The sequence below is a fragment of the Bellilinea sp. genome, from assembly GCF_053501535.1.
Genome location: NZ_JBRCOK010000144.1, coordinates 43,005 through 66,463 on the forward strand (window position 1 = coordinate 43,005; position 23,459 = coordinate 66,463).

The following is a 23,459-nucleotide window of genomic DNA, read 5'->3' on the forward strand; positions in this document are numbered from 1 at the left end:
AAATCTAAAGGATCAGCCATGCCAAAATGGATATTCCCCTCCATAATCCTGCTGCTGTTGTTGAGCAGTTGCAATTTGCCGGCCAGTGGCACATCAACCCCAACCGTTGATTTTGTCGGCACGCAGGTAGCCGCAATCCTAACCAGCCAGCCGACCGTTCAACCTTTGCCAACCGAAACACCCGCGCCGCCAGTGCAGCCAACCGAGTCACCTGTTTCATCACCCAGCCCAAGCCCCTCTTCAGAACCATCTCCAACCGCCACACCATTGAGTGATGATCCCCGCCAGTTTTTGGGCAATCCTACCTTCGTTGATACGCTTGAAAGCGGCCGATCTTTTGGATTGCAGGACAAGCCGTACGATGACGATTACACCTTCATTCGCGTCGAAAATGGCGCCCTGGTATTGACCAGCCGTTATGCCACCGGTTATCGCGGTTGGCGCACCGGCGGCACCAAAATCGGCAATGCCTATCTGGAAACACTGGTACGAACCGGCGAATGCAGTGGGTTGGATACCTATGGTTTGGTTTTTCGTTCGCCGGATTTCGTGAAAGGTTACTGGTTCCAGCTGACTTGCGACGGCAAATGGGCATTCGGTTACTGGGATGGACAGCAGTATGTCAATCTGGCTGAGGGCGGCAACGTCAACGACGCCATACGCACCGGTTCCAATCAAACCAACCGCATCGGGGTTTATGCCGTAAGCAGCAACTACACCCTGTATGTTAACGGTGTCAAAATTCGCGAAATCAGCGATAGTACCTTTACCGAACCCGGATCCTTCGGCATTGTCATTGCAGCCCGCAACACCCCCAATTTTACGGTGTATGCCGAAGAATTTGCTTACTGGCGCCTGGAGTAGGAATGGAACTGACCATAGATCCTCGCCGTCAAGCCATCATACAGCAGGCACGCCAGTGGATTCGCGAAAATCCGGTGTTCATGGATACAGAAACAACCGGTTTGGATAAAAACGCTGAAATTGTCGAAATCGCCGTCATTGACTGTGATGGGTCAATCCTGTTTGAATCCTTTGTCCGCCCATCCCGACCGATCCCACCGGATCTAACGGCAATTCATGGGATAGACAATCAAATGGTAAAAAAAGCCCCCACCTTTCCGGTGGTTTGGGCGTCCTTACGAACCTACTTACTTGACCGCAAAATCGCTCTATACAATGCTGAATTTGACCTGCGAATGATGCGCCAATCCTATGAAATCTATAAACTGGCCTGGAAAGAACGGCTGACCACTCTTGACATCATGCAGTTGTATGCCGCCTATCGCGGTGAATGGGATGCAACTCGCCGCGCATATCGTTACTTCAAATTAGAAGAAGCCGGTAAAAGCCTGCGGATCCCTTTGCCCAATTCCCATCGCGCTGCTGATGATGCCCGACTGACCCGGGCATTGCTATACGCAATCGCCGGCATGGATTATTCATTCGGCAAACCGGAATGAGCCTCCCAGAATTATTTTCCACTCAAAACGCCATCGCCCAGACCCCCTTAAACCGTAAAATTTTTTTACGGGGTGAACCCGGCAGCGGTAAAACCACCGCCGGTCTGGCTCGTTTGGCATACCTGTTGGATAAAGGCGTACCGGCAGAGCAGATTCTTATTCTGCTCCCCCAGCGCACCCTGGCCAGACCATACTACGACCATATAACACAAAAACCTCTTCCGCCGGGTGGGATACCCACCATCGTAACGCTGGGCGGTTTAAGCCAGCGCACAATTCAATTGTTCTGGCCAGCCATCGGCAGCGAAGCAGGTTTTGCCCAGCCCCATCTACCGCCTTTGTTTCTCACACTGGAAACTGCCCAGTACTACATGGCCAAAGTAGTTGAGCCGTTTCTAGAGCGAGGTTATTTTGAACAGCTGGTGATTGACCGTAATCGTCTGTACTCCCAATTGCTGGATAATCTTAACAAAGCCGCCCTGGTTGGTTTTGCGTACACCACGCTTGGCGACCGGTTGAAGCAGGCCTGGAATGGTCAGCCCCAGCACCTGATTTTGTTCGATCAGGCGCAGGAATGCATCAATGCTTTTCGAAACTACTGCCTTGAACATAATCTACTCGATTTTTCCTTACAAATTGAGTTGTTTTTACATCATCTCTGGCGCTCTTTTCTGGTGCGAAATTACCTGCAAAGCCATTACCGCCATCTGATTTACGATAATGTGGAAGAGGATGCCCCTGCAGTCCATGATGTCGTTCGGGATTGGCTGCCGGTATTCGAATCAGCCCTGCTGATTTATGACCAGCAGGGCGGTCATCGCATTTTTCTGGGGGCTGATCCACAATCGGCTGCATCACTGGCCGGTTTGTGTGATGACATTGTTGAATTTCCGCCCAGCCTGATCTGCCCTGCGGCGATTCGCCAGTTCCAATTCGCCCTTGTTAAAGCCGTGCAGCGCGACTTGAAAATGGATGATGTCTCACCCCAAATCAAAACCGCATTCACGCATCTACCCGCCCGTTTTTACCCGGAAATGGTGGATATGGTTAGCAGCACCATTCACCAACTGGTGCATGAAAAGCAGGTTGCACCCGGAGAAATTGCAGTGCTTGCGCCGTTTGTCTCCGATTCGTTGCGCTTTTCACTGATGAACCGCCTGGAACAATATCAGATACCTGCCCGCTCTCACCGCCCCTCGCGCAGCCTGTATGACGAACCGGCTGTTCGCACCCTCATCACGCTGGCAAAGCTGGCACATCCGCATTGGAAAATGCCTCCCACCCGTGAGGAAATCCGCGCTATGCTGGTGCATTGTATTGAAGACCTTGACCTTGTCCGCGCCGATTTGTTGATGCAGATGGGAACGGCGCCCAAAGGCTCACCTTTTGCCTTGCGTCCTTTTGAGGAAATTCGTGGAGAAGGAAGAGAAAGAATCACCTATTCAGCCGGATTGCGTTATTCGCGGCTGCGTGCCTGGCTTTTGAACTACATTGAGCAGCAAGAAGAACAGGAACTGGATGTGTTTTTTGCCTTTTTGTTTGGTGAAGTATTATCCCAGCCTGGCTATGGTTTTCACGAACAACTGGACAATGCAGCAGTAACTGCCCGGTTGATTGAATCCATTCAGAAATTCCGCCAGGTAATTGAACCGGTGCGCAGCCAGCAGCCCGACTTTTCGGTTGGGCTGGAATACCTCAACATGGTCAGGCAAGGGGTGATCTCGGCGCAGTATTTACTGCCCTCAGATGAGGAAGATGCGGTGTTAATTTCTCCGGCTTATTCCTTCATCATCAGCAACCGTTCTGTTCGCTTTCAGTTTTGGTTGGACTGCGGCAACATTGGCTGGTGGGAACGCCTGTATCAACCCCTTACCCACCCCTACATCCTCAGCCGTCACTGGGCGGCGGGAAGATTATGGACGGATGCTGAGGAATACGAAACCAATCAGCAATCCCTGATGCGCATCATCTACGGCTTAACTTACCGCTGCCGTGATCAAATCTTCCTCTGCACCAGCCGGGTGAATGAACGCGGCGCCGAGGAGCGCGGCGCTTTGCTGCTGGCTTTTCAGGGGTTGCTGCGCAGGCTGCACCAGCGGGAGCAAGCCCATGAATAACCGCCATCAACCCCGCCCCAAACAATCTCAAATTCTGAATTATTCCGGCGGCTGGATGGGAGTATCTGCCGTTCCGGGCAGCGGTAAGACTTATACACTTTCATTGCTGGCTGCCCAAATCATCACCGGCGGGTTGATCGGTGAAGAACAGGAAGTTCTGATCGTTACGCTGGTCAATTCAGCCGTAGATAACTTTGCCAGTCGGATTGGTTCCTTTGTTGAGCAATTCGGTTTGATGCGCGATATGAATTACCGCGTTCGCACCCTGCATGGGCTGGCTCATGATATTGTGCGTGAGCGTCCCGATCTAGCCGGCCTTTCTGATCGTTTCAGCATTGCCGACGACCGGGATAGTGATGAAATCGTCAAAGCCGCAGTTTCAGGATGGATTCGATCTCACCCGGAATTTTTACTGGAGTGGACCAACCCGGCTTTCAATCTTCAAAAAAACTCTGACCTGCCCAGGAAGTGGGAAGATTTACTGGTAAAGTTAGGTCGTGCTTTTATCCGTCAGGCAAAGGATTTGCAGCTTTCGCCACAACAACTGCGCGACCGGTTGAACAGCACGCATTATAACCACTCCCTGCTTCAATTTGGACTGGATATTTACGAAGCCTATCAACGCGGGCTGATTCTCCGCAGTCTGATTGATTTTGATGACCTCATCACGCTGGCGCTCAGTGTATTGATGACCGATTCGGATTACTTGCAGCGATTGCGGCATCGCTTCCCCTATATTCTGGAGGATGAAGCCCAGGACAGTTCCCGCTTGCAGGAAGAAATCCTGCGCCGGCTGGCTGGAGAAGAAGGCAACTGGGTGCGGGTGGGAGATCCCAATCAGGCAATTTATGAAACCTTCACGACCGCCAGCCCTGAATATTTGCGCCGTTTTCTCAAACTCAATCGCGTCAAAGCCTGTGACCTGCCCGATTCGGGACGCTCAACAGCCAGCATTATCCATCTGGCTAACGAACTAATCCGCTGGACGATGGAAGACCATCCGGTTGAAGCATTGAGGAACGCGCTGACCCCGCCCTTCATCCGACCCACCCCCCCGGGTGACCCGCAGCCAAATCCTCCGGATGACCCCAATGAAATTTATCTTTTCTTAAAGAAATTTTCTCCGGATGCAGAAATCAAAGCCGTCGTTGATTCGCTCAGGCGCTGGCTTCCGCAGCATCCGGATCAAACCGTGGCGGTGCTGGTGCCCCGCAACGAACGCGGCAGCAAAGTGGTCAACTCGCTGAAAAACGCCGGTCTGCCTGTCATTGAATTGTTGCAATCCAGTCAGACGACCCGACAAACCGCCGCAGCGCTGGAAAAAATTCTCAAAAGTCTGAACAAAGCCGCCGATTCCCGCTTACTGGGAGATGCTTTCAAAGAAGTGGTACGATTCCTTTACCCGGATAACACCCTTGATAATGCCGTTGTCCAGCAAGCAGCACAATTGTTGGTAACCAATTCCTTCCCGGAAAACTACCTCTACCCTCGCGTCGAAACCAACTGGTTAGATGAGCTGCACGCACACCAGGCTTTACCCCCACAAGTCATCCAAATTCTGGAAGACTTTGCACTACTCATGCGCCGCTGGCAGCAGGCCATTTTACTGCCGATTGACCAGTTACTTCTGACCATCGCTCAAGACATCTTCCGTGAACCTACCCAGCTGGCGCTGTCACACAGCCTTGCCTTACTGCTGGGGCGCACTACCCAGCGTCACCCCGACTGGCAGCTGCCGCAATTGACCGAGGAATTGGGGGCAATTGCCCGCAACGAGCGGCGCATCCTTGGTTTCAGCGATGAAGAACCGGGCTTTGACCCCGATGAACACAAAGGCAAAGTTGTGGTCGCTACCATTCACAAGGCCAAAGGGTTGGAATGGGATCGGGTTTACCTGATGTCGGTCAACAATTATGACTTTCCCTCTGCTCAAGGATTTGACCATTACTACTCTGAAAAATACTTTATCCGTAACCAGCTCAATTTAGAGGCCGAAGCGCTCAACCGATTGAAAGCTCTTGCCAATGGGGAGCTGACCACACTGTATCTGGAAGAGGGAATTGCTACCCAGCAAGCCCGGCTGGATTATTGCGCTGAGCGCCTGCGCTTGTTATATGTCGGCATCACCCGCGCTCGCCGTTCTTTGATTATCACCTGGAACACGGGTAAAAACACCCAGGGCGGCGAGAACTCCCCCGCTTTGCCCTTTGTCCATCTCCAAAAGTTCTGGGAGGAATACCGTCGTGAAATTTCCATCTGATTTTGCCTTCAGCCAGAATAATTTACAGGATTTTGTTGAATGCCCCCGCCGTTTTGAATTACGCTACCTGTTGCGTCAACCCTGGCCAGCCATTCAATCACAGCCGGTGCTGGAACACGAACAACACCTGCGCCGCGGGGAAATTTTTCATCAGATGGTTCAGCAGCACCAGATTGGCTTGCCAGTCCCACAAATCAGTACACAGGCTTATGATCAAACCCTGCTGGGATGGTGGGAAGATTATCTTGGCAGCCAGCCGCAGCCCTTACCTGAACATCGTTTCATCGAACACATGCTGCAAATCACTCACGGTGGTTACCGCTTCATTGCAAAATATGACCTGATCGCCATTCAACCCGGCGAAAAAATAATCATTGTGGACTGGAAAACCGGCCGGCGAAAACCACCGCACCGCGTTCTCTCCCGCCGCATTCAAACCCGGCTGTACCCATTTCTTCTATGGAAGTGCTCCAGCGCGTTTGATAAAACCATCTCCTATTCGCCAGAACAAATCGAAATGATTTACTGGTTCACCGCCGATCCGCTCAGCCCCGAGCACTTCCAATATTCCCAAAAACAGGCCGACCTGGATGGTGAGTACCTGCTCGAACTGACTCGTCAGGTTGAACACTGCGCACAGACTGTATTCCCGCTCACTTCCCAGGAACAGCAATGCTCCTTGTGTGTTTATCGTTCACTGTGCAACCGCGGTGTAGCTGCAGGCAGCATGGATGATGAAATGGACAATGAAGTGGACGAGGATAATCTGGACATTGCCTTTGATCAAATTGGCGAGATTGAGTTTTAATGAAACGGCTTTTTGCAGGTATCGAACGCATCTGGCTGGACGCCGAAGACCCTCCCCTCCCACCTTCCATTCGGCAGCTGGCAGGGGAAAACCTCCTGCTGGGGCGCACACTTGCCCGGCGCGGATTCAAATCATTTGAAGATGCACGCGCCTTTCTGGATTATCACTTTTACCACCCCGCCGACCCGTATGAAATGCCGGATGTGGAAAAAGGGGTGAAATTAATCCAAACCGCCATCCTTACCGGAAAGAAAATTGGGGTATGGGGCGATTTTGACGTGGATGGCCAGACCGCCACCACCTTACTGGTTGCAACGTTGAAATCACTCGGCGCAGAGGTGCAATACTACATTCCGGTACGTGAGCGCGAATCGCACGGCGTTCACCTGGATGGGTTGGAACGGATGATCGCTGATGGGGTACAAATCGTCCTCACCTGTGATACAGGCATCAGTGCACACCACGCCGCTAACTTCTTACGCCAGCGCGGCATTGGGCTGGTGATTACCGATCATCACACCCTGCCCGAGCAGCTTCCCGAAGCGGATGCGGTCATTAACCCCCAGCGCCTTCCGGAAGATCATCCCATGCACAGTCTTGCGGGGGTTGGCACGGCCTTTGTCTTTGCCCAAGCGTTGTGCAAAGAAATGGGGAGGCCCGAACTGGTCGAGGAGCATCTCGATCTGGTGGCTTTGGGCTGTGTAGCCGATGTAGCGATTCTGCGTGGGGATACCCGTTACTGGGTACAGCGCGGCCTGGAACTCATGCGTAATCCTCGTCGCCCAGCGCTTCTGCAACTGATGCAAAACGCAGAAATCACCCCGGCGCATTTGAATGAACAGCACATCGGCTTCAGTCTTGCCCCCCGCCTGAATGCAATCGGGCGGTTGGGAGATGCCAACCCGGTTGTCGAGTTCCTTTCCTCAACCAATTCACAAGCCATTGCCGTCTTTGCGACCCAACTGGAAGGTTACAACAGTCAGCGCCGTTTTCTCACCGAACAGGTCTTTCTGGCAGCTTTGCAGCAAATTGATCAAGACCCACGGGTGCTGGAGTATGCGGTGCTGGTCCTGCATCACCCCGAATGGCCAGGCGGAATCAACGGGATTGTTGCCAGCCGGTTGGTGGAAATTTTTCAGCGCCCGGTAATTTTATTGAGTTCACCCCCCGGCCAACCCATGCGCGGTTCGGCCCGTTCAACCGAAGGCATCAACATCACAGCGGCCATTGCCAGTGCGCAACACCTCCTCATTGGTTTCGGGGGACATCCCATGGCTGCCGGTCTGGCATTGCCAGCCGAAAACTTCCTTGAATTTCGACGTTTGGTATCCGCGCATGTCGAATTGCAGCGCGCCCAAAACCGGCAAAAGCCGGTTCTCACGATTGATGCGTGGGTAAAAATCGGGGAACTAAATCTGGATTTCATTCTGGAGCTGGAAAGGCTGGCCCCATTTGGGGCAGGCAACCCGCCTCTGGTTTTTGCCAGCCGCAATCTCACATTACTGGATTCAGCCCCGATCGGTAAAACACAGGAACACCTGATGACCATTGTCGAGGATGAAGAGGGAAATACGCGCCGCGTGATCTGGTGGCAAGGCGCCCGCTCTATACTTCCCGAGGGGCGTTTTGATCTGGCTTATCACGCTCGCCCGGTCAACTTTGGCGGCGATTTAGAAGTGCAATTGGAATGGATTGTTGCCCGCCCGCTGGAAACTGAAACAATTCACCTGTCTGACGCGAACCGCCGCGAAGTAATTGACCTGCGATCCTCTGAGGATGCCCTGCGGGAACTTGATCGGCTGACTATCCCTGCCGATCAAATTCTCTTCTGGGCTGATGGAGAATTCGCACTTGACCTTAAAGTCAAACAGCGCTGGGAGCTTGCCCCGGCCGAAACGCTGGTCATCTGTTCACCCCCTCCTTCTCAGAAAATCTTATCCGACTCAATTCAAAAAGTTCTCCCAAAACGAATCATTCTATGTTCGCTTGCCCAACCGAATGATAAACCCCAGTCTTTTTTACAGGCGTTAACCGCTATGATTCGCTACGCAATTAAGCAGAATGGGGGCAAAGCGCAGATTCCTCGCATGGCAGCTGCATTGAATCAGCGTGAAGAAACCATTCTCGCCGGGGTGGATTGGTTGGTTTGCAAAGGATTCATCCGTATTCTCTCACGAGAGCCGGATTTTCTCATCATCGCTGAAGGCGGGGTGCCAGATCCTTCACAGTTAAGAGATAAAGAAGCGCGGCTTCGATTTTTACTCGAGGAAAGCCGCGCATTTCGTGAATTTTACCAGCAAGCCTCACCAGACAGCCTGATTAAGGAAAAACCCTAATCACTGGAGCGTTTGGGAATTTTGGGAAGCAGCCAGTTGAGGAAAGCGCCTTCACTGCGGGTTTGAAGCAAAACCCTGCCAGGGCCGGTTAAATCAACCACCAGACCTTCGCCACCCAGCACGGTGGTTTTTAATCCGCCTATTGCCCGTACTTTAAAGCCCATTCTTTCGCTGAACGCCACCAGATGTCCGGTGTCCACAGTATAAGTTTCGCCGGCAGCCAGGTCCAGCTCATGAATGGCGCCGTAACTGGAAAGGATCAACGTTCCTGCGCCGCTGCAGCGCAGCATGATCAGACCCTCACCGCCAAAAAATGTGCGCGCCCCAGACCATTTGGTATCGGTTACAACACCTTCCGAGGAGGCCAAAAAAGAACCAGACTGAACTAGGTAGGTTTCATTGGTCAACTCAGTCGTAAAAACATCCCCGGGCAAAGTTGGCGCCAGCAACAGTTCTCCGCCGCGAGCACCTGACCGGAAAGTGTTCACAAAAAAGGACTCGCCGCCCAGTACCGACCGCGCCAGTGATTGCAAAAGGCCGCCCCGCATTTTTGTTTCAACCTGAATATCCGCAGACATGCCTACCATCGCACCGCTTTCAGCGATCACGGCTTCGTTTGGATCGAGCAGCACCTTCGCAATGGAATAAGAGGGACGGAAAAGGATTTCGACTTTCATACCAACATCTCCTTCATATAGAAATTATGTGTATACTGTATCAGAATTTTAAGGTTTTATATCCATTAAATATTTTTTAATTGTACCTACCCAAAAAAGTGGTTTTATAGTAAACTACATCGGCTTGCAACACAGAACAACATGGTTGCTTTCCGCTCTTTGACCTGCCTGCGGCGGGAGCAAAGGGCAATCCCAAGGAAAGGAGGAATCCCTTCATGCGCAGCTACGAGTTGGTCTTCATCCTCCAACCAGAACTGGACGATACAGCCGTTGAAGGACTGGTCGAAAAAGTCAAAGGTTGGATTACAGAAGCCGGCGGCACGGTTAGCAAAATTGATCGCTGGGGAAAACGGCGTTTGGCGTATCCAATTAACAAACGCCGCGAAGGCCAGTACATTTTGTTTGACATGAACATGCCGCCCGCTTTTAGCAGCGAACTGGAACGCAATTTGCGCTTTCAGGAACAGGTAATGCGCTTCTTGATCGTTAATCGCGATTAAGACAAACTCAGGTTCAACAAATGTACTTTGGGAGAATATCATGAGCCGCGGTCTTAACAAAGTCATGATCATCGGCCATTTGGGACGCGATCCGGAAATGCGTTATACCCCTTCCGGAAGACCGGTGACTACATTTAGTGTTGCTACTAGCCGCACCTGGAATACTGCAGATGGCGAACGGCACACCGAAACCGAATGGTTCAATGTGGTTACGTGGGGAAATCTGGCAGAAATTTGCAAACAGTATCTGACCAAAGGACAGCAAGTGTACGTTGAGGGTCGGCTTCAGACCCGTCGTTGGGAGGATTCAGAAGGTATCAAGCATACTTCGGTTGAAATCGTCGCCAGCGAGATGATGATTCTTGGTGACCGCCGTGATAATGCCCAAAACCAAACCCCTCCTTCTCTGGAAGAGGGCGAGGAAGAAGAAATCGAAGATGAATATCCGTTCTAGGAGTAAGATAGTATGACCGACCAAATTCCAGGCGAGAACGAACAGGTTTCCGGACCACGGCGCTTTATGGCCCGCCCCAAAATTTGTCAGTTCTGCGCTGATAAAGACCTGGCAATTGATTACAAAAATGTGGACCTCCTTCGCCGGTATGTTACGGAAGAAGGGAAAATCCGCCCTCGTCGTCAGACGGGTACCTGCGCAAGGCATCAACGGGTTTTAGCGCGAGAAATCAAGCGCGCCCGCCATATCGCACTGCTTCCGTTTGTTGCAGAAGAGTGGAGTGAGGCAATCCGCTAATCCGTTTTTCTTCGGCACAACTTCAGGGCATGGGCAAAAACACGCCCAATGCCCTTTTCTATTTTTTGAATTGGAAAGGTTCATCAGATGGCTAAGACATCCCGACCTGCTGTAGTTTCCCGCAAACAACAAAGCCGGGTTGAAAAAGAACGGCAGCAACGCCGCATCGTTCTCATTGTTAGCATTACCATTGCTGTTGCCGTGATTCTCATTTTGGGTTATGGCCTGCTGGATACTTTTTACCTGCAAAATATGCGCCCTGTGGCTACGGTGGATGGAGAGAAAATCACCCTGGAGCAATTTCAAGCCCGCGCTCGATTCGATCGCTTTCAACTCATCCAGAATACCATTCAACTTGCCCAATATCAGCAGCTCTTTCAGGCTGATCCCAATTCAGCCAATTACTTCACCTCTCAAATTCAACTCAACGTATCCAAACTCAATGACCCCAATCAATTGGGCAACCAGGTTATTGATGAGTTAATTAATGAGGCTATCATCCGGCGTGAAGCCCAGAAATTGGGGCTTACCGTGACCGATGAGGAAGTTGAAAAGGCTTTTCAAGAAGCCTTCGGTTTCTTCCCGGCCGGCACACCAACCCTTGCTCCAACTGCTACCCCCTTCAGTACAGCCACATATTCAGCACAGCAGTTGACTCTCGCCCCCTATACGGCTACCCCAACGGAGGCTCCAACGCCTGAACAGATTGAAACTACCGAAACGCCATCCGATACACCCCTGCCAACCGCCACCATCGGCCCGACCAGTACGCCTTTCCCCACACCTACCGCCATGACAGAAGAAGGCTTCAAAACCGGTCTGGAAAATTATTTGACCACTTTGAAAACCGAAGCTCAGATTGATGAAAAAACCTTCCGTGAAATTGTGCGATCCTCCCTGCTCTATGAGAAGGTCTTTGAAGCCATCACCAAAGATGTGCCAGCCGAAGATGATTGGGTATGGGCTCGCCACATTCTGGTAGCCACACCGGAAGAAGCCGCTGTGGTGGTTGAAGCGCTCAAAAACGGCGGCGACTTCGCCCAGCTGGCAGCCCAATTTTCAACCGATACTTCTAACAAAGACCGCGGTGGTGATTTGGGTTGGTTCGAGCGCGGGCAAATGGTCAGCGAATTTGAAAACGCTGTGTTTGACATGACCGAAATCGGACAGATTAGCGAGCCGGTTCAAACCCAGTTCGGTTATCACATCATCCAGCTGCTGGGTAAAGAACGCCGACCGGTCAGCGAAAGCCGCCTAAGCACACTCAAGCAGCAAAAGTTTGAATCGTGGTTGAACGAAACCAAGGCCAGCCTCAAAATTGAGAGGGATACCAATTGGGTCAACAAGGTACCCACCGTACCCACCCTGCCGCCCGGTTTAGGCTTCTGATCAACTCTTTCCAGTCACAAACCCAACGGAGGTCAATGCAGGCTTGACCTCCGTTGGCTATTGTTTCATTGGGATTTGTTCAACGAACCATCTCTTCTCCCACCTCGTCCAGGCGCAGGGAGATGACCTGACTGGCTGTATCCTTCCCCATGGTCACGCCGTAGATCACATCCGCAACCTGAACTGTGTTGCGATTGTGGGTGATCACGATAAACTGGGTGGTATGACTTAACTCTTGCAGCAGCTCACAAAAGCGTCCAACATTCGATTCGTCCAGCATGGCATCCACCTCATCCAGCACGCAGAACGGGGTTGGAGATACTTTCAGCAGAGAAAAAATCAATGCCACCGCAGTCAGGCTGCGTTCGCCGCCCGAAAGCAGCGACAATCCCTGCTCACGTCTGCCCGGCAGGCGGGCTTCAATATCAATTCCCCCTTCAATTGGGCTTTCCTCGTTTTCTAATACCAATCGGGCTGATCCGCCTCCAAATAACCGCGCAAAATTTTCCTTAAATTCGGCTGCCACCGCGTCAAAGGTCTTGCGAAATTCTTTTTTCATCAGACCGTCCAGTTCGGCAATGATTTCGCGCAAATCCTGATCAGCCTTTTTCAAATCCGCAACCTGCTGAATCAAGAATTCATAGCGCTCCTTTACGGCAAGATATTCGCTATGAGCATCCGGGTTGATGGCGCCCATCCGCCGCAACTGACTGCGCTGACGGTTAATGTTCTCCTCCAGATCAGGGGAAATCTCTTTGACAACCGGTAATTGTTCGACCATTCCCTCCAGGGGCAGAGGGGTTGGGCCAGAAACCTCATTTTGATACTCAAATGCGACCAGACCAAAATCTTCCTCAACCCGCCGCCGCAGACTCTCCAAATTTTCACGGATGCGCCCAAATTCCAGTTGCGCCTGGGTGGCGTGTCTTTCTGCAACAGCCGTATTCTGCTGAGCGGCGCTCAAGTCCTTTTGCAGGTTTTCATACCTGCTTTCCAGTTCATTCAGTTCTTCCTCTGCGGGTTGAATCTTTGCCTGAACTTCTTCAATGGCCTGATTCAATTGACCTGCTTCAGCTTTTCGTTTGGTCTTTTCCGCTTCCAGTTCCTCCATCAGCCGGTCAAGTTGATTCAAACGCTCTCGATAGGTTTGCTGCTGGTGTTCGTTTCGCTCCAGCGCTTGCTGAAAGTCATTTAAGCGTCGCTGCATGTCCTGCAGGACGCGCTCCATAACACTCACCTGGGTGTTCCAGTGAATAACCTGCGATTGAAGATCATCCAGCATCAGGTTATTCAGCGCTCGCTGTACTTCTCGCACATGGGACTCCACCTGTTGGGCTTCGCGAGTCAGCGCATTCATCTGCCCAATCAGGTCTTCGCGTTCTTTTTGACTGCTGCCAGTTTGCTGCCTCAGCTGTTCAACCTGACTTTGTTGCCAGCTCAATTTTTGGCGGGTTTGTTCCACCTGCATGGTAATTTTTTGGAGATTGCGCTGCTGGAATTTCTCCTGTTCTTGCGTCTCACTCAATTCTCTTTCAGCAACCCGCCGCTGTTGTTCGAACGCTTCACGCTGTTTCTGGTTTTCAGCCACCAGGCCTTCACCCTCCGCCAGTCGTGCTTCCAGCTGACGGATTTCATCGTTCAATTCTTTTAATTGACGCGGGCGGGAAATCAACTCAGCGCGGTTTTCTTTACCCGCCCGAACCTCGCCGCTGCCAAAAAACACCTCCCCGCTCAAAGTGACAATACGCAAATCGGCAGGTTGATTTTGAATCAAACGCCGGGCAGTTTGACGATCCCGGACAATCCATACCTTTCCCAATAAAAGCATAACCAGTCTTTTGATCGCCGCAGGATACACCACCACATCCGCTGCATTGCCAAAGACATTTTCTTCCTTCGGCGCAGGGATATGGGTTTCTCCCCTCAACCATTCCAGCGGAAAAAGTACCGCCCTTCCGTTTTCCATGTTTTCCAAGAATTGAAGTACTTCTTCGGTTTCTACATCTGCTTCAATAGTCAGACCCTCCAGGCTTTCCCCTAAAACGGCAGCCACTGCGGTTGTCAATTCGGAAGGCACCTGGATGAGGCGGGAAAGCGGCTGAATGCTGCCCTTGATCTTTTTTTGTTCGGCAGCAGTCATAACCACTTTCACCCCTTGCCCCAAACCGTTGTAATTTCGCTCTGCCTGCTCCAGCACCTTCATCTCAGCCCGTTTACGAGCCAATTCCGCGCGGATTGCATTGTTTTGTTCTTGCAATTGACTGCGGCTTTCCTCTAACTCTCGTTGTTGTTTTTGGAGGGTACGCAGTCTTTCTTCAATTTGTTGACGCCTGTCCTGAAGGGATTCAAGCAACTGTTGAACACTGAGTAATTCCGCCTCTGCCTGATGCAGAGTGGTTGTCATTTGAGGTATTTGCTGAGTCAGTTGATTTTCCTCGCTCCTCAACCTTTCCAAACGATTATTCAATTCCCTCTGACGGGCTTTGACCTCAACCTGTTGTGTTTCAAGGCGGGTCAATTTTCTCCGCAAGTCGCGCAGTTCTCCTTCCACTTGATCGCGCTGGGCTTTCTTCTCAGCAAAAGCTTTTTGGGCAGCACCAGCCTGCTGCTTTGCTTCTTCGAGGGCTGCCTGTTGAACGGTAAGCTCTTCCTGCACGGCTTGCAACCGTTTGGAATGTTGCTGGCTTTCCTCTTCCAATCGGGTCAGGTCATGCCGGGTGGTCGCTTTCTGGTCGGTCAGGGAGCGCTGGCGTTCATCCAGCACCGCCAGAATACGGTTGATCTCTTCGCGCTGGCGGTGCACCTCCGCTGATTGAGCATGCCATTCATTCAACACTTCTCTCAGCCGCTGAATTTGAAGGCGGACCTCCTGAACCCGTTTTTCAACCTGCTGGCTTTGCTGACGAACCTGGTGCAGCCGGTTTTCCTGAACAGTCAACACTTCACGGGCATGAGTCAGCTCTGCCTGCATACGCTGCCATTGATAACCGTACCATTCCCGCAAAAGGAGGCGCAGGTCGGCTTTGATGCGCTCATATTCAATCACCCGCGCAGCCTGTTTTTCCAGACTTTTCAGGCGCGGCTCCAATTCGCTGAGGATATCCTGCACCCGTTCCAGATTGCGGCGGGTCTGTTCCAGTCGGTTGAGCGCTTCCTCGCGCCGGGAGCGATACAGACCGATGCCGGCTGCCTCTTCAAAAAATTTTCGCCGTTCCTCCGGTCGCAGTGAAAGCGCAGCATCAACCAAACCCTGACCGATGATGGTGTAAGTTCGTTCCGCCAGCCCGGATTGAGCCAGAATTTCAGATATTTCTTTAAGCCGCACCCGCTGACCGTTGAGCAGATACTCATTCTGGCCATCACGATAGGCACGCCGGGCAATCGAAACCTCTCCGTAATCAATCGGCAGCCAGCCGTCCTCATTTTCAAAGGTAATCATGGCCGATGCCATGCTGGCACGCGGACGCAGCTCCGAGCCGGCAAAAATCATGTCCTCTGTTTTGCGACCCCGCAGCAGCGTATAGGATTGCTCCCCTAAAACCCAGCGGATCGCATCGGCAATGTTGGATTTACCTGATCCATTCGGGCCGACAATGGCCGTGATCCGGCCGGGAAATTCAAATACCGTACGGCTGGCAAAAGTTTTGTAACCTTGCAATTCAAGGGTTTTCAATCGGCTGGTCATCAAGGACTTGTTTTTTTCTTCTTTCCGGCTGGGTCTTAAAACACCAGTCCCAATTTTTCAAGTGCTTTGCGGGCTGCATTTTTGGCGGCAGCCTGTTTGCTCGGCCCAACACCTTCAGCATACACTTCCCCGCCGATAATTACTGCTACCTCAAATTGTTTGGAATGGTCGGGACCCTGTTCTGAACGGGTGACATATTGGGGAGCATAAAACCCCTGTGACTGCGCCCATTCCTGTAAGAGACTTTTCGGGTCTTCGTTTTTTCGGTTAATCAGGATATCCTCTGACGCCGTTTCTAAAAACGGAAACAAAAATTTTTCTACTTTTTCAATTCCGCCATCCAGATAGATTGCGCCAATAAAGGCTTCAAAGGTATCGCATAACAAAGCAGAACGTTCGCGCCCGCCAGCCTGAGACTCACCCCGCCCCAGACGCATGGCGTTGCCCAGGTTGATCTGACGGGCAAAGTCCGCCAGCTGTTCGGTGTGCACCAGCGCTGAACGCATACGAGTCAGGTCGCCTTCCGGCATTTCAGGATAGTGATGATACAGCCACGCGCCGACCACAAAATCCAAAACAGCATCCCCCAAAAACTCCAACCGCTCGTTATCTTCCAGCGCTTCAGGGTGTTCATTCAGATAAGAGCGATGGGTCAAGGAGCGATGCAGCAGCAACGGATCATTGAATTCCAGCCCCAAACGGGCTGCCAGCTGTTCAGGCGATTCCTGCACAAAATGCAGATCACCGTTTTCCATAAGTTCCTCCGGCGAACTCAAGGGGCGCAAGCCACCCAGCCTTACTCGCCTTGTTTCTACCTGCTCAAGTAGCTCGCGTTCCTTTAGTTCAATGAATTTCGTTTGAAGGATAATATTTTAACCCAATTCCGCTGATTACGGCAACTACTGGCTGGGGCAATTGGTGAAATTGTTTTTTCAACGCCGCCCACACCAACGCTGAAGTCGGTTCAACATAATAACCACGCCTGCCCAACTCACCGTACGATTCCAGAATCTCTCGCTCGTCAACAGCCACAAAATCGCCCCCGCTTCGTTTAATTTCCTCAACTAATGCCTTGCCCCTCACCGGCTGGCGCACGCGCACACCTTCGGCAAGAGTATCCCCCTCTCCCGCCGTATCCAATGCGTTCAAACCATTATGAAAGGCTCGCACCACCGGATCGCAGACGGCTGCCTGCACACCGACATAATAAGGCACTCGTCCAATGTAACCTGCATTTTTCAAAGCGGAAAACCCTCTCACAATCCCCAGCAGCAAACCACCATGTCCAACTGGCGCAATCAGGCTGCCGGGCGCTTTTTTACCCAGTTGTTCCCAAATTTCATATGCGATGGTAGCTATCCCCATCAAGCCGAAAGGCAGGTAGGCATGACTGGCATATGGCACTCCCTTTTCTGCTTCCCTCAGAACTGCACGGGCAGCCTCAGAACGCGGGCCGGGTACGGCAACCAGCTCAGCGCCGTACATCTCAATCTGCCTGCGCTTCGGCCCGGAGGCGCTTTCAGGAACATAAATGCGGCACTTGATTCCGGCCCGGGCTGCATAAGCCGCAAACGACGCCCCAGCATTACCGGAAGAATCCTCGACGGCTTCGGTGACTCCCCGCCCCAACAGTTGACTGACCAGTACTGCACTGCCGCGATCTTTGTAGGAGCCGCTGGGATTCATGCTTTCCATTTTGAGCGCGATGGGTTGATCCTCCACCACGTCCCACAACAATGGGGTATTCCCTTCTCCCAACGTTACCACCGGCGCGCCTTCTAACAGATCAAAACAGGCTCGATACCGCCAGTACCCCGGCAGATGATTTTGGAGGGAATCCAGCGAAAAGTTCGGGGCATCATCATAGTCAAATACCCCTCCGCAGGACGGGCAGCGAAAAGGAACTCCCTCGTCCGGATACGGAAAGCCACATTCCACACACCGAATGGTTGTCATGTTTATTCCCCCTTTTTGGGATAATAACTGCCTTCAATCCATTCCTCACCGTTCGGCATAATCTCTTTTTTCCAGACCGGTACGATTTCCTTCAGACGGTCAATCCCATAGCGGGCCGCTTCAAATACCCCGGTATCACGGTGGGCAGCCGTGCAGGCAATCATCACTGTGGGGGTGCCTGCCTTGAGATGTCCAATGCGCTGAACAATCGCGATTCCCTCTACCGCCGGCCAGCGCTGACGAATCTCTGCAGCAACCTGTGCCATTTTGGCTTCCGCCATGGGCACATACGCCTCATATTCCAGCGCAATCGTCTGATGCGCCTCGCCGCGCCGCGTTTCTCCGCGCACCATGCCGGTGAAGATGCAGGCTGCGCCGGTGGTGGGAAGGGTAATCTTTTCCAGCAGTTCGTTCAAGTCCAATTCTTCTTTGGTTATCCGAAAGATGGTCGGAAGGCTGCCGCCACTGACCGGCGGAAAGAAAGCCACCTCATCCCCCGCTCGAACCAGATCCTCGTCACCGGCGTACTGTTGATTGACCGCCACCAGAACGTTCGTCATCCGATCGGCCAGCATGGGAAAGCGCGCCACAATCGTTCGTTTCAATTCAACCACACGCAACGGCAGATCCACATCCAGGACTGCACGATCAACACCACTCAGATCTTTCAAATGCGCGAAAAATAAAATTTTTACCCCGTGATCTTTAGCCGTATCTTCATTCATTGACCACATCTCCGCTTACACCGCCGCGTTTTTCAACCAGCCGGATATTTTGAATCCGCGCAGTTTTTTCAACTGCTTTGACCATATCATAGACCGTCAAAGCCGCAACCGAAACCGCGGTCAGAGCTTCCATCTCTACGCCGGTTTTACCACTGCTTTTTAGGTGTGCGGTGATTTCCACACCCGGCAAGTCATCCCGAATTTGCAAATCCACCTGTACCTGATGAATGGGGATTGGATGACACAACGGAATTAATTCGGCGGTGCGCTTGGCAGCCTGGATGCCGGCAATTTGTGCCACAGTGAGGACATCGCCTTTTTTCATCACTCCGGCTCGAATCAGAGCAATAGTTTCCGCTTTGAGGTGAACCTCACCTTTTGCCACCGCCAGCCTTTCGGTTTCCGGTTTCGGGCTGACATCCACCATGTGAGCGCGGCCTTCTTCATCAATGTGAGAGAGTTTGTTGTCTGCCATAGCCAAATTATAACGCCAATCTCTTACTGCAACCTTGTTACACCCTCCCCAATGATATAATCTCCGACATGAGTTATCAAATTGCTGCTCACCAGACTGAGCATTATCAGGTCAATACCGAAGTTTACAGCGGCCCGCTAGATTTACTGCTGGAATTGATCGAACGCGCCGAACTGGATATTACCCGGCTGGCGCTGGCTCAGGTAACCGACCAGTATCTGGAGTACCTGCGCCATTTACAGCAACAAAACGCGGCTGAGGTGTCGGCTTTTCTGGTCATTGCGGCACGGCTGGTACAAATCAAGTCTGCTGCATTACTGCCCCGCCCGCAAATCGTTGAAGCCGCCGCAGTCGAAGAAGACCCCGGCGAAGCGCTTGCGCGTCAGTTGATTATTTACAAACGCTTCAAAGAACTGGCCGGTTACTTACAACAGCGCGAAGAAAACCACCTGCGCACTTATCTGCGCCTTGCCCCTCCCCCTCACCCACTCCCGCAGGCCCGCCTTGATTTAAGCGGTCTGACCCTGCAGGATCTGGTTTCCGCTGCCAAAAGTATATTCTTCAACCAGCCGAGTCTTACTGCATTAGATCGGGTGGTGAGTATGCCGCGCATCACCATCCGTGAAAAAATCCAATCCATCATCCATCGGTTGCGTACAAGTGGGATGACAACCTTCCGCTCCCTATTACAGCCCAACATCAGCCGTGTTGAGGTTGTCGTCACCTTTCTGGCCCTGCTGGAACTGGTCAAACGGCGGCTGGTTGCGGCTCAGCAGACCGGCCTGTTTTCCGACATCGAAGTCCAGCCCATCGCTGATTTCAGTCCGGAGATGGAAAATATCAACTGGGATGAAGATGACGAAGAAGAGCTGACCTGATTGGTTAGCCCTCTTCTTCCCCGCCTGCCGGTTGCTGACCGTCTTCTTCGGTGACCAACTCTACCGGCAGCCGTCCGCTTACCCAAACCATCATCATGTTCAGGTCATACTCATGGGTGGTATCATCCGGATAAGCCTGAGCAAAAGCATCATCCAGGGTTACAAAATTATCCTTTTCCGGCCAGCGGGTTAAAAAACCGGGCAGTACGGCGCGGTCAGCTTCCACCGGCAGCACTTCCCAGCCCCGTGATTTCAAAAACTCCGCCACTCTGGTGGCTAAATCGGTGTGCAGTTCAAACCATGCCTGACAAATCTGCGCCACCATTTCCGGTGACCGCTCAAATGCAGACACAGCCGCGCGGCTTTTGAGCGCAACTGGCGCAAGGGTGCTGTTGCGAAAGCCAGCTACTTTGACAAGTTTCTTCACCAATCGGTTGATGGATGATTTTCGCTGCTCGGATAATTGATCAAAATTGCCAAAAACTTCCTGAAGCAGCTTCAGGCGGTATTCCGGCAGCATGAATTCATTGATCGCATGAAAAGGGATGAATTTGGCTCGTTTTTCTTCTGACATGCGCGCAATTATAACCGATTAACCGCACAATCAGCCTGCCATAACCCGGTCGCTCCATTCATCCAGCAAGGCGACTTCTTCTTCAGTCAACTGCCAGCCGACAGCGCCTAAATTGTCCTCCGCCTGACGTACATTCTTGATTCCCGGGATTGGAAGCGCACCTTTACAAATCACCCAGTTGATGGCAACCTGAGAGGTTGTTTTCCCGCCGTGTTCCTGTCCAATTTGTTTCATTTTTTGGATGAGGGGTTGAATCCGCTCCAGCAGGCGGCGGTTGTAACGTCGCTCCCTGAAACCGCGCATGGGATTTTGCGGCGAATATTTACCGGTCAATACCCCCTGAGCCAGCGGGCTGTAAGCAATCAAACGCACCCCCAACTCCTGACATTGGTGCAGCAAGCCATCTTTTTCCACCTTGCGGTTCAACAGGTGATACTCCACCTGATTCGAAGCCAGCGGTATCCCCATTCTTGCCAGACTTTCAAAGGCACGCTGCATTTGGGTACGGTCATAATTGGAAACCCCCACTGCATCCACCAGACCATCCTGTACGGATTCGGCCAGGGCTTCCATCCAGGTTTCTATGCGTACCGGCGGGAAAGGCCAGTGAATTTGATACAATTCCACCTTGCTACGTTCCAGCCGTTTTAAACTGGCTTGCAAGGCGCGACGCAGGGAATTTTTACTCAGCCGCCATGGAAACGGCATAAACTTTGTGGCTATACGCACAGAATAATCCGTTTCCTGCATGAACTTCCCCAGCAGCCGCTCCGATCGCCCCTGCCCGTACACCTCAGCCGTATCAAAAAAGGTGAAACCTCTCTGGCAGCAAAAATCAAAGACTTCCTTCAAATCCTGATCATCGTATCCGCTGCCATAGCCCCAGAAGATACGGTCTCCCCATGCCCAGGTGCCAATGCCAATTTCAACATTTTCAAAAACATGCGTTGTGGTTGATTGGGTTGAATCTTCACTCATCGTTTGCTTCCAATTGATTTTTTCAATTCTATCTTTGAATTGCTGGCAGGTAAAGTTTTAGCGCATCTTGAGTGGTTTCCACGATCACCATGTTGGATGCAGGACTTTCGCCCTGATGGAGATCGTAAGCCTTCAGCCATATTCGCCAAATCCCCTGCTGCGGCAGGATTAGATCAGCCTGGTTGCGGATACTCGCATCCACCCAGCCATCCTGCCCGCCACCTTCGCTTTGATAATACAGCCGGTAGCCCACAACATCGCTTTCCGGATTTTCCCGCCAGCGCAGGCGCGCCAGTGCACCGCTTACCGATACTACCTGCAAATTCAGCGGAGCTGAGGGGGGATCATAGTAGTAACGAGCCTGATTTTCAACAAACCCGCCGTCTGTCCATACTTGAGTTGAACAGCCGTCTCCCCCACCAAACAAAACTCCAATCAAACCAGCCTCCCATACATCCTGCGGGTGACGAAAAAGATAAGCTACCCGGTTATCCTGATAGTGGTTGCAGGTGTTGTCCAAATCCATGTTGCCGACCGGCACCTGCCACAGGAGCAGCCTTTTATTCAATTCTCGTCCGAGCAGATGCGCCCATAAAATGGCGCGGTTAGGGCGGGGTAATTCGCGGTCCTGATCGTCCCACCATGGACGGATGCCCCGCCCGGCATCGCGATCCGACCATTCTACAGTGAGCAAATCAGCGCGGTCTGCGCCCATCTTGCGCATAAAACCGGCAGTACGTTGCACATAATTCACCAAGTCGGTTGGTGAAGCCAGGAGGGGATCGCGGTTGACTCCCCACATCGAAACCATCGGAGCAGCCTGCGCATTGGGAGCGGTGGTATGAATGAGGTCAATCAAGTATTGTCCAAAACCGGAAAGTGTATTGGCATAACCGGGCTTATTCAATGCAACAAAGTACGAATCGGGGTCATCTGCCAGTACGCCCGGCGGGCGGCCATCCGAATTGCTGAGTTGCTGCATGAATCCGTAAAAATCCGGTTCGATGACAAACACAACCGGCTTATCGCCACTTGCTTCCTGAACTGCCCGTTCCAGACTTTGCAGATAAGCGCTGACCACCTCTGGTTTCTTGAGCTGCTCGGCATAGGTAGCCGCGCTCTCGTAACCTCCGGTTGCCCCCAATATCATATAAACCGTAACCACCGGGATAAAACCGTTCTGCCAGGAATGACGGACAAAGCGCTGCACAAAGTTACCGCCCCACCCTTCCCAGCCCCAGGTAATATATTGATAGACATAATTCCACGGCAGGCCGGTGTTTTTCTGCCAGTCGTCCGGGGGGTTCTCACTCCAGGCATTGCTACCCCAGCCCAGTTTTGGGGGCAAACCGGGTGGAATGGGGCTGTTCACATCTGCCAAGACGGTTAAGACGCCGAGATAACGGACTGCGCTGTTTCCATCCCGATCCACTGCGCGCACGTACAGCCCGATTTCACGCCCGGTATGTCTGGCAGGCAGCGCAAAAGCCGCCCCAAACAAGCCATCGCCCGCCTCGCCGTCGTTGTTCAGTCCGTCATCGAACAGCGGCACAGCCTGCCAGCCACCCGTATCGCTCTCCAGACTCACCTGCACAATCGTATCCGTTCCCTGCGGATCATTGACTTGAGCCCGCACTGCCAGAATTCTACCGCCGGCTCGTATGGAGTGAGAACGGTATCCCCCGCTCAAGATCTGCGGGGCATTGGGGAAAACAGTGCTCACAAACTTGATTTCATCAAAATAAACCGTCAGTCCGCTGTTAGCGCTGGCATTCTGCCAGTTGAGGCGTGTAATTTTGCGATTATCCGGGTTAAGCGCATTCAAGGGAATTTCGATTTTCTGCCATTGACCGGCTTTTGCAGTGAATGAAGAACGCGGGCCTTCGC

Annotated in this window: 20 protein-coding genes; 11 read left to right on the forward strand and 9 right to left on the reverse strand. The window is 52.2% G+C overall.

The features are described from left to right. The first annotated feature begins 18 nt into the window (after positions 1–18). Genes ACWIZX_RS13080 through recJ form a run of 6 tightly spaced genes read left to right on the forward strand, consistent with a single transcriptional unit; the run spans position 19 to position 8,984 of the window. Positions 19–864: a hypothetical protein gene (locus ACWIZX_RS13080; RefSeq protein WP_448336086.1), complete on the forward strand. Its 846-nt coding sequence runs from the start codon at positions 19–21 to the stop codon at positions 862–864. A gap of 2 nt (positions 865–866) precedes the next feature. Beyond that, positions 867–1,463 (forward strand): 3'-5' exonuclease, encoded by a 597-nt coding sequence (locus tag ACWIZX_RS13085; protein ID WP_448336087.1) that lies wholly within the window; start codon positions 867–869, stop codon positions 1,461–1,463. Next, on the forward strand, positions 1,460–3,580 hold the full coding sequence (locus ACWIZX_RS13090; RefSeq protein ID WP_448336088.1) for a UvrD-helicase domain-containing protein: 2,121 nt from the start codon (positions 1,460–1,462) through the stop codon (positions 3,578–3,580). Before ACWIZX_RS13085 ends, ACWIZX_RS13090 begins: the two co-directional genes overlap by 4 nt. Next, a complete protein-coding gene (locus ACWIZX_RS13095) occupies positions 3,573–5,840 on the forward strand; it encodes an ATP-dependent helicase (RefSeq protein WP_448336089.1) in 2,268 nt (755 codons plus the stop codon). Before ACWIZX_RS13090 ends, ACWIZX_RS13095 begins: the two co-directional genes overlap by 8 nt. Then, complete coding sequence (locus ACWIZX_RS13100) at positions 5,824–6,648, forward strand: PD-(D/E)XK nuclease family protein (protein WP_322794478.1); 825 nt, start codon at positions 5,824–5,826, stop codon at positions 6,646–6,648. Before ACWIZX_RS13095 ends, ACWIZX_RS13100 begins: the two co-directional genes overlap by 17 nt. Further along, a complete protein-coding gene (gene recJ, locus ACWIZX_RS13105) occupies positions 6,648–8,984 on the forward strand; it encodes a single-stranded-DNA-specific exonuclease RecJ (protein ID WP_322794479.1) in 2,337 nt (778 codons plus the stop codon). Before ACWIZX_RS13100 ends, recJ begins: the two co-directional genes overlap by 1 nt. On the opposite strand, the gene ACWIZX_RS13110 is transcribed toward recJ, so the two are convergent. Further along, complete coding sequence (locus ACWIZX_RS13110; protein ID WP_322794480.1) at positions 8,981–9,661, reverse strand: TIGR00266 family protein; 681 nt, start codon at positions 9,659–9,661, stop codon at positions 8,981–8,983. The two genes, recJ and ACWIZX_RS13110, sit on opposite strands and share 4 nt — an antisense overlap. Before the next feature lie 215 nt (positions 9,662–9,876). On the opposite strand from ACWIZX_RS13110, the gene rpsF reads away from it, so the two are divergent. The 4 genes from rpsF to ACWIZX_RS13130 all read left to right on the forward strand — a co-directional run bounded on the left by rpsF (position 9,877) and on the right by ACWIZX_RS13130 (position 12,301). Then, positions 9,877–10,161, forward strand: coding sequence for a 30S ribosomal protein S6 (gene rpsF, locus ACWIZX_RS13115; RefSeq protein ID WP_322794481.1), 285 nt, complete (start codon positions 9,877–9,879; stop codon positions 10,159–10,161). A 40-nt stretch (positions 10,162–10,201) separates the two neighbouring features. Beyond that, a complete protein-coding gene (locus ACWIZX_RS13120; protein ID WP_448336090.1) occupies positions 10,202–10,615 on the forward strand; it encodes a single-stranded DNA-binding protein in 414 nt (137 codons plus the stop codon). Between the two features lie 12 nt (positions 10,616–10,627). Continuing rightward, positions 10,628–10,912, forward strand: a complete 285-nt coding sequence (gene rpsR, locus ACWIZX_RS13125) for a 30S ribosomal protein S18 (RefSeq protein WP_322792925.1) — start codon at positions 10,628–10,630, stop codon at positions 10,910–10,912. 87 nt (positions 10,913–10,999) lie between these two features. Then, entirely contained in the window at positions 11,000–12,301 is a 1,302-nt protein-coding gene (locus tag ACWIZX_RS13130) for a peptidylprolyl isomerase (protein WP_448336091.1), read from the forward strand. 79 nt (positions 12,302–12,380) lie between these two features. On the opposite strand, the gene smc is transcribed toward ACWIZX_RS13130, so the two are convergent. The 5 genes from smc to moaC all read right to left on the reverse strand — a co-directional run bounded on the left by smc (position 12,381) and on the right by moaC (position 19,142). After that, positions 12,381–15,986, reverse strand: coding sequence for a chromosome segregation protein SMC (smc, locus tag ACWIZX_RS13135; protein ID WP_448336092.1), 3,606 nt, complete (start codon positions 15,984–15,986; stop codon positions 12,381–12,383). A 35-nt stretch (positions 15,987–16,021) separates the two neighbouring features. Then, positions 16,022–16,741 (reverse strand): ribonuclease III, encoded by a 720-nt coding sequence (rnc, locus tag ACWIZX_RS13140; RefSeq protein ID WP_448336093.1) that lies wholly within the window; start codon positions 16,739–16,741, stop codon positions 16,022–16,024. Positions 16,742–16,829: 88 nt separating this feature from the next. Then, positions 16,830–17,942 (reverse strand): threonine synthase, encoded by a 1,113-nt coding sequence (locus tag ACWIZX_RS13145; protein ID WP_448336094.1) that lies wholly within the window; start codon positions 17,940–17,942, stop codon positions 16,830–16,832. A 2-nt stretch (positions 17,943–17,944) separates the two neighbouring features. After that, the gene (gene moaD, locus ACWIZX_RS13150) at positions 17,945–18,667 is read right to left on the reverse strand and encodes a molybdopterin converting factor subunit 1 (protein WP_448336095.1); all 723 of its coding nucleotides are present in this window, start codon (positions 18,665–18,667) and stop codon (positions 17,945–17,947) included. Beyond that, positions 18,660–19,142 (reverse strand): cyclic pyranopterin monophosphate synthase MoaC, encoded by a 483-nt coding sequence (moaC, locus tag ACWIZX_RS13155; protein ID WP_448336096.1) that lies wholly within the window; start codon positions 19,140–19,142, stop codon positions 18,660–18,662. Before moaC ends, moaD begins: the two co-directional genes overlap by 8 nt. Positions 19,143–19,210: 68 nt before the next feature. On the opposite strand from moaC, the gene ACWIZX_RS13160 reads away from it, so the two are divergent. Beyond that, positions 19,211–20,020 carry a segregation and condensation protein A gene (locus ACWIZX_RS13160; protein ID WP_448336097.1) on the forward strand — a complete coding sequence of 270 codons (810 nt, stop codon included), beginning with the start codon at positions 19,211–19,213 and terminating at the stop codon, positions 20,018–20,020. A gap of 4 nt (positions 20,021–20,024) precedes the next feature. Here the strand turns inward: ACWIZX_RS13160 and ACWIZX_RS13165 are convergent, their stop codons facing one another. The 3 genes from ACWIZX_RS13165 to ACWIZX_RS13175 all read right to left on the reverse strand — a co-directional run. Further along, positions 20,025–20,594, reverse strand: a complete 570-nt coding sequence (locus ACWIZX_RS13165) for a hypothetical protein (protein WP_448336098.1) — start codon at positions 20,592–20,594, stop codon at positions 20,025–20,027. 30 nt (positions 20,595–20,624) lie between these two features. Next, a complete protein-coding gene (locus tag ACWIZX_RS13170; RefSeq protein ID WP_322794030.1) occupies positions 20,625–21,572 on the reverse strand; it encodes an aldo/keto reductase in 948 nt (315 codons plus the stop codon). 28 nt (positions 21,573–21,600) lie between these two features. Then, positions 21,601–23,459 (reverse strand): choice-of-anchor X domain-containing protein (locus ACWIZX_RS13175; protein WP_448336099.1); only part of this gene is annotated, 1,859 nt, incomplete at its 5' end.

Coding starts and splice junctions, on each gene's coding strand:
- ACWIZX_RS13165 (WP_448336098.1), bottom strand. CDS start 20,594: ATGTCAGAAGAAAAACGAGCCAAATTCATCCCTTTTCATGCGATCAAT.
- ACWIZX_RS13130 (WP_448336091.1), top strand. CDS start 11,000: ATGGCTAAGACATCCCGACCTGCTGTAGTTTCCCGCAAACAACAAAGC.
- ACWIZX_RS13085 (WP_448336087.1), top strand. CDS start 867: ATGGAACTGACCATAGATCCTCGCCGTCAAGCCATCATACAGCAGGCA.
- ACWIZX_RS13095 (WP_448336089.1), top strand. CDS start 3,573: ATGAATAACCGCCATCAACCCCGCCCCAAACAATCTCAAATTCTGAAT.
- ACWIZX_RS13110 (WP_322794480.1), bottom strand. CDS start 9,661: ATGAAAGTCGAAATCCTTTTCCGTCCCTCTTATTCCATTGCGAAGGTG.
- moaD (WP_448336095.1), bottom strand. CDS start 18,667: ATGAATGAAGATACGGCTAAAGATCACGGGGTAAAAATTTTATTTTTC.
- ACWIZX_RS13120 (WP_448336090.1), top strand. CDS start 10,202: ATGAGCCGCGGTCTTAACAAAGTCATGATCATCGGCCATTTGGGACGC.
- moaC (WP_448336096.1), bottom strand. CDS start 19,142: ATGGCAGACAACAAACTCTCTCACATTGATGAAGAAGGCCGCGCTCAC.
- recJ (WP_322794479.1), top strand. CDS start 6,648: ATGAAACGGCTTTTTGCAGGTATCGAACGCATCTGGCTGGACGCCGAA.
- ACWIZX_RS13080 (WP_448336086.1), top strand. CDS start 19: ATGCCAAAATGGATATTCCCCTCCATAATCCTGCTGCTGTTGTTGAGC.
- rpsR (WP_322792925.1), top strand. CDS start 10,628: ATGACCGACCAAATTCCAGGCGAGAACGAACAGGTTTCCGGACCACGG.
- ACWIZX_RS13160 (WP_448336097.1), top strand. CDS start 19,211: ATGAGTTATCAAATTGCTGCTCACCAGACTGAGCATTATCAGGTCAAT.
- smc (WP_448336092.1), bottom strand. CDS start 15,986: ATGACCAGCCGATTGAAAACCCTTGAATTGCAAGGTTACAAAACTTTT.
- rpsF (WP_322794481.1), top strand. CDS start 9,877: ATGCGCAGCTACGAGTTGGTCTTCATCCTCCAACCAGAACTGGACGAT.
- ACWIZX_RS13145 (WP_448336094.1), bottom strand. CDS start 17,942: ATGACAACCATTCGGTGTGTGGAATGTGGCTTTCCGTATCCGGACGAG.
- ACWIZX_RS13170 (WP_322794030.1), bottom strand. CDS start 21,572: ATGAGTGAAGATTCAACCCAATCAACCACAACGCATGTTTTTGAAAAT.
- ACWIZX_RS13090 (WP_448336088.1), top strand. CDS start 1,460: ATGAGCCTCCCAGAATTATTTTCCACTCAAAACGCCATCGCCCAGACC.
- rnc (WP_448336093.1), bottom strand. CDS start 16,741: ATGGAAAACGGTGATCTGCATTTTGTGCAGGAATCGCCTGAACAGCTG.